Genomic DNA, 7,735 nt, shown 5'->3' with positions numbered 1-7,735 from the left:
CCGTCGTCGGCCCCCTCGCCTCCGGCGCCACGACCGAGCACCTCGGCTGGCGCTGGGTGTTCCTGGCCCGCGCGACCGACCCGGACCTGGTCATCGCCAACGACCCGGACGCGGACCGGTGCGCGGTGGCGGTGAAGGACGCCGGCGACTGGCGGATGCTGCGCGGCGACGAGGTCGGCGCCCTGCTCGCAGCCCACCTGGTCCGGCGTGGGGCGCGGGGCGTCTTCGCGGAGTCGATCGTCTCCTCCTCCCTCCTCGGCCGCATCGCCGAGAAGGCGGGCGTGCCGTTCGAGGAGACCCTGACCGGCTTCAAGTGGATCGCCCGCGTGGACGGCCTGCGCTACGGCTACGAGGAGGCCCTCGGCTACTGCGTGGACCCCGAGGGCGTGCGCGACAAGGACGGCATCACGGCGGCGCTCCTCATCACGGAGCTGGCCTCGGTGCTCAAGGAGGAGGGCCGTACCCTCCTCGACCTCCTGGACGACCTCGCCGTGGAGCACGGCCTGCACGCCACGGACCAGCTGTCGGTCCGGGTCCAGGACCTCTCGTTGATCGCGGACGCGATGCGCCGCCTGCGCGAGCAGCCCCCCACGGAGCTGGCCGGCCTGGCCATCACCCGGTCCGAGGACCTCACCCAGGGCACGGACAAGCTCCCGCCCACGGACGGCCTGCGCTACACCCTCGACGGCGCCCGGGTCATCGTCCGCCCGAGCGGCACCGAGCCGAAGCTGAAGTGCTACCTGGAGGTCGTCGTCCCGGTCGCCGCACACACCGACCTGCCGACGGCACGCGCCCGCGCGACCGAACTGCTGACCGCGGTGAAGCGAGACCTGTCGACGGCTGCGGGCATCTGACCCCGTTCAGACACCACTCCCACCTGCGCCCCGCCGACCTCCCTGGCGGGGCGCTTTGCCGTGTCCGGGGCTACCGGCCACTCCCCACGCTCGGCGCACTCATGGCCCTGCCGCCGGCCTCTGGAGGACCGGATCGGCGCCCACGGCTCGGTCCTCAGCACCTTCCCCTTCGCCCACCTTCGGCGGGCCCCGATTCAGTCTGTGTCGCGCATCACATTCGGCCCATGTCACGTCCAGGCCGCCTGCTCCCATCTGGTGGGCGTCAGCAAGCGAGCCGAGGAGGACGGAACCATGAGCGCACGGCAGGAGACCGGCACGGCGACCGCGCACCGCGTGGTGATCCTGGGGGCGGGATACGCGGGTATGGCCGCCGCCGTTCAGCTCGCGGCCCGGGTGAAGCGGCGCGAGGACGTGCAGGTGACCCTGGTGAATGCGCAGGAGCGGTTCACCGAGCGCATGCGGCTGCACATGACGGCGACCGGGCAGCGGCTCGCCGAGCTGAGCGTCCCGGAGCTGCTGGAGGGCACGGGCGCGCGGTTCGTGCGCGGCTGGGTGACGGCGGTGGACCCGGACGCGAAGACCGTGCGGATCGACGACGACCGTGTGCTGCCCTACGACACGCTGGTGTACGGGCTGGGCGGCGTCGCCGACACCTCGGCGATACCGGGGGCCGAGGACCAGGCGTACACCCTGAGCAGCGCCCAGGACGCCGAGCTGCTGGCCGGCCGGCTGGCGCGGCTCGGCAGCGGCACGGTGGTGGTCGCGGGCAGCGGACTGACCGGCATCGAGTCGGCCGCGGAGATCGCCGAGCGGCACCCGGAGTCGAACGTCGTGCTGCTGGGCAGGCAGGAGCCCGGTGCGGCCATGAACCCGAAGGCCAAGGCGTATCTGCACGCCGCGCTCGACCGGCTGGGCGTCCAGGTGCGCGCCGGCGTCGAGGTGGTGAAGGTGCTGCCCGACGCGGTGGAGCTGGCGGGCGGGGAGAGCATCGCCGCCGACGCGGTCCTGTGGACGAGCGGCACGCGGACCTCGCCGCTGGCGGCCGCCGCCGGGCTGGCCGTCGATGAGCGCGGCCGCATCGTCACCGACGCCGCACTGCGGTCGGTTTCCCACCCCGAGGTGTACGCGATCGGCGACGCGGCCGCGATCCGCCAGGGCTACGGCGTCATGCACGGCACCTGCCAGGGCGGCATGCCGACGGGGGTGCACGCCGCGCTGTCGATCGACCGTGTGCTCAGGGGCAAGCAGCCCAAGCCGTTCCGCTTCGGCTACTACCACACGCCGGTGAGCCTGGGACGCGGTGACGCTGTGGTGCAGTTCACCCGGCCCGATGACAGCCCGCGCCGGATCTGCCTGACGGGCCGCGTGGCCGTCCGGTACAAGGAGACGGTGACCGCCTCGCCCTGGCCGACGTACGGCCGTATGAAGAAGATGCCCGCCTCGGGTGCGTTCTGGCCCCGCGGTGGCCGCTTCACCCAGGGCCGGGGGGCCAAGTGACCGACCTGTCCGCCCACCCCGACCAGCAGGTCTTCCACGAGCACCGGCGGCTGCTGTTCTCCGTGGCCTACCGACTCCTCGGCAGCGCGGCCGATGCCGAGGACGCGGTCCAGGACGCCTGGATCAAGTGGTCCGCCGCGGACCGCTCGCAGGTGGCCGACCCCAAGGCGTACCTGACACGGATCGTCTCGAACGTGGCGCTGGAACGGCTGCGCTCCGCCCGGCACAAGCGGGAGACGTATGTGGGGCCGTGGCTGCCGGAGCCCATCCTCACCGGCGGGGATGCCTCCGAGGCCGTCACGGACGCCGAGTCGGTGTCGATGGCCATGCTGGTGGTGCTGGAGACGCTCAGCCCGCTGGAGCGCGCGGTGTTCGTGCTGAAGGAGGTCTTCGACTTCAGCCACGCCGAGATCGCCGAGGCGGTGGAGCGTTCCGAAGCAGCGGTGCGGCAGGCCGCGCACCGGGCCCGCGAGCACGTACAGGCCCGCCGGCCGCGCTTCGCCGCCGACCGGTCGCGGCAGCGCGAGGCCACCGAGCGGTTCTTCGCCGCCGCGACCGGCGGGGACGTCAACGCCCTGATGGAACTGCTCTCCCCGGACGTCACGCTGTGGACCGACGGCGGCGGCAAGGTCCGCCAGGCCCTGCGCCCGGTGGTGGGCGCGGCCACGGTGGCCGCCTGGTTCGCGGCCATCGGCACCGTCACCTACCAGGGCGTCGAGCCCGCCGACATGAAGGCCGAACTCGTCGAGATCAACGGTGGGCCGGGGATGGTGTTCAGCGGTCAGGGACGCGTGATCGCCACCGTCACCTTCGACTTCGACGCCGACGGTCGTATCACCGCCATCCACAACGTGGCCAACCCGGACAAACTCCAGGCCGTCGCGGACGGCACCGCTTACGACATCGGAACGCAGTGAGCAGTGCCTCGGGGGCGGCCGACCGGCCGGCCTCGGTGGGGTTCGTCAACCAACGGGAGGCGTGACGCCGGCCCTGCCGACCGCGCTGCGCGCGTCGCCGGGGCCGTCCGGAGGGAGCCCGGCACGAGGTGGCTCAGCAGATCGCCCCGCTGCCGCACCCCCGCCCTCGATACGGCCCGACGTCACCCCGTAGCCAGCAGAATCGCCAGCAGCACCGCCCCCGCCACCGCCGGCGCGGCCACCTCGTACGCCCAGCGGACGGTGACCTCGCCCTGTGCCGACTCGGTCTGCTCCCCGTGCTCCAGGAGTTCCCGCAGGTCGTCCATGACCTTGTCGGTCTCCGCGCGGGTCGGGCCCGTGTCCGGGCCGCGCAGGGTGAATCCACCGAGGCCGAGGCCGAGGCCGCTCGGCGTGAGGCCGCCGCCCCGGCTGCCCGGCGTCACCCCGCGGGCCGCGTCGTCGGCCGCCCGCCGCTGGCGGCGGGACGCCTTGTTGCGGGCCCGCAGCGAGACGGGAATGGCCCACAGCTGGTACTTGGCGCCGGACTTGACGACGACCTCGTTGGTGTACCCGGAGCGCAGGGAGGCGACCTCGCCCCAGGGCACGGTGATCACCCGGAACGGGTTGCGGATGCGCAGCCGCTCCTCGTTCGCGAAGACCGCCGGGCGGAGTGTGAAGGCGAGGATCAGCGGCACGACCAGGATCAGGCCGGCCAGCGCCAGCCACGGGGTCCGGCCGTGGCCCTTGAACAGCGCGTCGAAGCCCAGCCAGAGCACGACCAGGAGCAGCAGCACGCCGCCCGCCAGCGCCATGGGCGAGCGATAGATCCGGTCCTTGCCGGCGGGCGCCGGAGGCTGTGACGCGGGTGACGGGTGGTCCGGGGTGGTCATGGCCCGATTCTGCCCGACACGCCCCACAGCGGGACCGGGCGGCCTCGAACCGGCGCTCATCCGTGATCTCCCGACCCGTGATGAGCAGCGGGGGTGTACAGAAACTACGCGCGTAGATATGCTCGTCTGGTGACCATGCCCACTACCGCACCCACAGCTCACGCTCTCTCGGACGTCACCGCGTCCGACAGCACGCTGCGCCGCTTCCTCCACGGGCTGCCCGGCGTCGACGCGGTCGGCCTGGAGGCGCGCGCCGCGTCTCTCGGCACCCGTTCCATCAAGACCACCGCGAAGGCGTACGCCATCGACCTCGCCATCTCGATGGTCGACCTGACGACGCTGGAAGGCGCGGACACCCCGGGCAAGGTCCGGGCGCTCGGCGCCAAGGCGGTCCATCCCGATCCGACGGACCGGACGACCCCGACCACGGCGGCCGTCTGCGTCTACCCGGACATGGTGGCCGTCGCCAAGGAGGCCGTCGCCGGCTCCGGCGTGAAGGTCGCCTCGGTCGCCACCGCCTTCCCGGCCGGCCGGGCCGCTCTCGACGTGAAGCTGGCCGACGTGCGGGACGCCGTCGCCGCCGGCGCCGACGAGATCGACATGGTCATCGACCGGGGCGCGTTCCTCGCCGGCAGGTACCTGAAGGTGTACGACGAGATCGTCGCCGTGAAGGAGGCCTGCGGGGACAGCGCCCGGCTGAAGGTCATCTTCGAGACCGGCGAGCTGTCGACGTACGACAACATCCGCCGGGCGAGCTGGCTGGGCATGCTGGCCGGCGCCGACTTCATCAAGACCTCCACCGGCAAGGTCGCCGTCAACGCGACCCCCGCCAACACCCTGCTGATGCTGGAGGCCGTACGGGACTTCCGTGCGCAGACCGGCGTCCAGGTCGGCGTGAAGCCCGCCGGCGGCATCCGCACCAGCAAGGACGCGATCAAGTTCCTGGTCCTGGTCAACGAGACCGCGGGCGAGGACTGGCTGGACAACCACTGGTTCCGCTTCGGCGCCTCCTCGCTGCTCAACGACCTGCTGATGCAGCGGCAGAAGCTGGCCACCGGCCGCTACTCCGGTCCCGACTACGTGACGGTGGACTGATCCCCCATGGCTTTTGAGTACGCACCCGCCCCCGAGTCCCGCGCGATCGTCGACATCGCGCCCTCGTACGGCCTGTTCATCGACGGCGAGTTCACCGAGGCCGCCGACGGCAAGGTCTTCAAGACCGTCAGCCCCAGCACGGAAGAAGTGCTCTCCGAGGTCGCCCAGGCCGGCGCCGAGGACGTCGACCGCGCGGTGAAGGCGGCCCGCAAGGCGTTCGAGACGTGGTCGGCGCTGCCCGGCTCCGAGCGCGCCAAGTACCTGTTCCGCATCGCCCGGATCATCCAGGAGCGCAGCCGCGAGCTGGCCGTCCTGGAGACGCTGGACAACGGCAAGCCGATCAAGGAGACCCGCGACGCGGACCTCCCGCTGGTCGCCGCGCACTTCTTCTACTACGCGGGCTGGGCCGACAAGCTCGACCACGCCGGCTTCGGCGCGAACCCGCGCCCGCTCGGCGTCGCCGGCCAGGTCATCCCCTGGAACTTCCCGCTGCTGATGCTGGCGTGGAAGATCGCCCCGGCCCTCGCGACCGGCAACACGGTCGTCCTGAAGCCGGCGGAGACCACTCCCCTGTCCGCGCTGTTCTTCGCGGACATCTGCCGCCAGGCCGGCCTGCCCAAGGGTGTCGTCAACATCCTCCCGGGCTACGGCGACGCGGGCGCCGCGCTCGTCGCGCACCCGGACGTCGACAAGGTCGCCTTCACCGGCTCCACGGCCGTGGGCAAGGAGATCGCCCGCACGGTGGCCGGCACGAAGAAGAAGCTCACCCTCGAACTGGGCGGCAAGGGCGCCAACATCGTCTTCGACGACGCCCCCATCGACCAGGCCGTCGAGGGCATCGTGACCGGCATCTTCTTCAACCAGGGCCAGGTCTGCTGCGCGGGCAGCCGCCTCCTCGTCCAGGAGTCGATCCAGGACGAGCTGCTGGACTCCCTCAAGCGCCGTCTGTCCACGCTCCGCCTCGGCGACCCGCTGGACAAGAACACCGACATCGGCGCGATCAACTCCGCCGAGCAGCTGGCCCGGATCACCGCGCTGGCCGAGCGGGGCGAGGCGGAGGGCGCCGAGCGCTGGTCCCCGGCCTGCGAACTCCCGTCCTCCGGCTACTGGTTCGCGCCGACGCTGTTCACGAACGTCACCCAGGCGCACACCATCGCCCGCGACGAGATCTTCGGCCCGGTGCTGTCGGTCCTCACCTTCCGCACGCCGGACGAGGCGGTCGCCAAGGCGAACAACACGCAGTACGGCCTGTCCGCGGGCATCTGGACCGAGAAGGGCTCCCGCATCCTGGCCGTCGCGAACAAGCTGCGCGCCGGTGTCGTCTGGTCCAACACGTTCAACAAGTTCGACCCGACCTCGCCCTTCGGCGGCTACAAGGAGTCGGGCTTCGGCCGCGAGGGCGGTCGCCACGGCCTGGAGGCATACCTCGATGTCTGACCGTCTGAGCGTCTTCAAGACCTACAAGCTGTACGTCGGCGGGAAGTTCCCGCGTTCCGAGAGCGGCCGGGTGTACGAGGTGACCGACTCCAAGGGCAACTGGCTGGCGAACGCACCCCTCTCCTCCCGCAAGGACGCCCGTGACGCGGTGGTCGCCGCGCGCAAGGCGTTCGGCGGCTGGTCCGGCGCGACCGCGTACAACCGCGGCCAGATCCTCTACCGCGTCGCGGAGATGCTGGAGGGCCGCAAGGAGCAGTTCGTCCGCGAGGTGGCCGACGCCGAGGGGCTGTCCAGGTCGAAGGCCGCCGCGGTCGTGGACGCGACCATCGACCGCTGGGTCTGGTACGCGGGCTGGACCGACAAGATCGCCCAGGTGATCGGCGGCGCCAACCCGGTCGCGGGCCCGTACTTCAACCTCTCCTCCCCGGAGCCGACCGGCGTGGTCGCCGTGCTGGCCCCGCAGGAGTCGTCCTTCCTCGGCCTGGTGTCGGTCGTGGCCCCGGTGATCGCCACCGGCAACACGGCGGTCGTCGTCGCCTCCGAGAAGGCCCCGCTGCCGGCCCTGTCCCTGGGCGAGGTGCTGGCCACCTCCGACGTCCCGGGCGGTGTCGTCAACGTCCTGTCCGGCCGTACGGCGGAGCTCGCGGCGCCGCTGGCCGCGCACCAGGACGTCAACGCGATCGACCTCGCGGGCGCGGACGAGGAACTGGCGAAGGAACTGGAGATCGCGGCGGCCGACAATCTGAAGCGCGTGCTGCGTCCACAGCCTGTGGATTACTCCGAGACGCCGGGAACCGACCGGATGACGGCGTTCCTGGAGACGAAGACGGTCTGGCACCCGACGGGGTCGCTGGGCGCGTCCGGTTCTTCGTACTGACCACTGAGTTCTGAGTACTGAGTACTGAGTACTGACGACGTCACGGCGGGGAGCTGCGGCCGGTCACGACCGGCTGGACGAGGTGACCGAGGCGCGGAGGGGCGGATTCTGTTACGAACTGAACGGCGCGTTCGGCACGTTGCTCGCCGCCCTCGGCTACGAGGTGGA

The 7,735-nt window shown here is 71.7% G+C and carries 6 protein-coding genes and 2 pseudogenes; 7 read left to right on the top strand and 1 reads right to left on the bottom strand.

Annotated features, from left to right (window positions below):
* The 3 genes and pseudogenes from ABZ937_RS42615 to ABZ937_RS42605 form a co-directional block, all read left to right on the top strand.
* Nucleotides 1-854: pseudogene (locus tag ABZ937_RS42615) on the top strand (phospho-sugar mutase); the annotation flags it as partial.
* A 291-nt stretch (nucleotides 855-1,145) separates the two neighbouring features.
* A complete protein-coding gene (locus ABZ937_RS42610; protein WP_361701038.1) occupies nucleotides 1,146-2,351 on the top strand; it encodes an FAD-dependent oxidoreductase in 1,206 nt (401 codons plus the stop codon).
* Entirely contained in the window at nucleotides 2,348-3,268 is a 921-nt protein-coding gene (locus ABZ937_RS42605; protein WP_361701035.1) for an RNA polymerase sigma-70 factor, read from the top strand. Before ABZ937_RS42610 ends, ABZ937_RS42605 begins: the two co-directional genes overlap by 4 nt.
* 182 nt (nucleotides 3,269-3,450) lie before the next feature.
* Here ABZ937_RS42605 and ABZ937_RS42600 read toward each other — a convergent pair whose 3' ends face one another.
* Nucleotides 3,451-4,158: a PH domain-containing protein gene (locus tag ABZ937_RS42600; RefSeq protein WP_361701032.1), complete on the bottom strand. Its 708-nt coding sequence runs from the start codon at nucleotides 4,156-4,158 to the stop codon at nucleotides 3,451-3,453.
* A gap of 135 nt (nucleotides 4,159-4,293) precedes the next feature.
* Between ABZ937_RS42600 and deoC the strand changes: the two genes are divergently transcribed.
* The 4 genes and pseudogenes from deoC to ABZ937_RS42580 all read left to right on the top strand — a co-directional run.
* Nucleotides 4,294-5,253, top strand: coding sequence for a deoxyribose-phosphate aldolase (gene deoC, locus ABZ937_RS42595; RefSeq protein WP_208036748.1), 960 nt, complete (start codon nucleotides 4,294-4,296; stop codon nucleotides 5,251-5,253).
* A 6-nt stretch (nucleotides 5,254-5,259) separates the two neighbouring features.
* On the top strand, nucleotides 5,260-6,690 hold the full coding sequence (locus ABZ937_RS42590; RefSeq protein ID WP_361701029.1) for an aldehyde dehydrogenase family protein: 1,431 nt from the start codon (nucleotides 5,260-5,262) through the stop codon (nucleotides 6,688-6,690).
* Nucleotides 6,683-7,567, top strand: a complete 885-nt coding sequence (locus tag ABZ937_RS42585) for an aldehyde dehydrogenase family protein (RefSeq protein WP_361701026.1) — start codon at nucleotides 6,683-6,685, stop codon at nucleotides 7,565-7,567. The genes ABZ937_RS42590 and ABZ937_RS42585 overlap by 8 nt, the downstream gene beginning before the upstream one ends.
* Before the next feature lie 73 nt (nucleotides 7,568-7,640).
* Nucleotides 7,641-7,735, top strand: a pseudogene (locus ABZ937_RS42580) (arylamine N-acetyltransferase); the annotation flags it as partial.

It is taken from the genome of Streptomyces sp. NPDC046727 (assembly GCF_040645635.1).
Classification (GTDB): domain Bacteria; phylum Actinomycetota; class Actinomycetes; order Streptomycetales; family Streptomycetaceae; genus Streptomyces.
The sequence above is the reverse complement of the archived record's forward strand: the minus strand, read 5'-3'. Positions and strand labels throughout refer to the sequence as shown.